Source organism: uncultured Roseovarius sp., from assembly GCF_947489715.1.
In the GTDB taxonomy this organism is placed as follows: domain Bacteria; phylum Pseudomonadota; class Alphaproteobacteria; order Rhodobacterales; family Rhodobacteraceae; genus Roseovarius.
On sequence record NZ_CANLER010000028.1, the window covers coordinates 1 to 1,180 of the forward strand.

Consider the following 1,180-nt stretch of genomic DNA (forward strand, 5'->3'; position numbering starts at 1 on the left):
CATGGCAAAGGAAAAGTTTGATCGTTCGAAACCGCATGTGAACATTGGCACGATTGGTCACGTTGACCACGGTAAGACGACATTGACGGCGGCGATTACCAAGTATTTTGGTGATTTCAAGGCCTATGACCAGATCGACGGCGCGCCGGAAGAGAAAGCCCGCGGGATCACCATCTCGACGGCGCATGTTGAGTATGAGACCGACGCGCGTCACTACGCTCACGTTGACTGCCCCGGCCACGCCGACTACGTCAAGAACATGATCACCGGTGCCGCCCAGATGGACGGCGCGATCCTGGTTGTGAACGCCGCGGACGGCCCGATGCCACAGACCCGCGAGCACATCCTGCTGGGTCGCCAGGTGGGCATCCCCTACATGGTCGTCTACATGAACAAGGTTGACCAGGTTGACGATGACGAACTGCTGGAACTGGTTGAGATGGAAATCCGCGAGCTCTTGAGCTCGTATGAATTCCCCGGCGACGACATTCCCGTCATCCCCGGCTCGGCGCTGGCGGCGATGGAAGGCCGTGACCCGGAAATCGGCGAGGAATCGATCAAGAAGCTGATGGCGGCCGTGGACGACTACATCCCGACACCGGCACGTGCTGTCGACCAGCCGTTCCTGATGCCGGTCGAGGACGTGTTCTCGATCTCGGGCCGTGGTACGGTTGTGACCGGCCGGGTTGAGCGTGGCGTGATCAACGTTGGCGACGAGATCGAAATCGTCGGCATCCGCGACACCAAGAAAACCACCTGCACCGGTGTTGAAATGTTCCGCAAGCTGCTGGATCGCGGTGAGGCGGGCGACAATATCGGCGCGCTGCTGCGCGGTATCGACCGTGAGGGCGTTGAGCGTGGCCAGGTTCTGTGCAAGCCGGGTTCCGTGACCCCGCACACCAAGTTCGAAGCCGAGGCGTATATCCTGACCAAAGAGGAAGGTGGCCGTCACACGCCGTTCTTCGCCAACTACCGTCCGCAGTTCTACTTCCGGACCACGGACGTGACCGGCACGGTTGAACTGCCCAGCGGCACCGAGATGGTAATGCCGGGCGACAACCTGAAGTTTACCGTCGAACTGATCGCACCGATCGCGATGGAAGACGGCCTGCGCTTCGCCATCCGCGAAGGCGGCAGAACCGTCGGCGCAGGCGTCGTCGCCAAAATTATCGAATAATCC

At 60.4% G+C, this 1,180-nt stretch carries 1 protein-coding gene; it reads left to right on the plus strand.

The features are described from left to right. The first annotated feature begins 1 nt into the window (after window position 1). Window positions 2-1,177 (plus strand): elongation factor Tu, encoded by a 1,176-nt coding sequence (gene tuf, locus Q1B27_RS24420; RefSeq protein ID WP_299852789.1) that lies wholly within the window; start codon window positions 2-4, stop codon window positions 1,175-1,177. Window positions 1,178-1,180 lie beyond the last annotated feature (3 nt).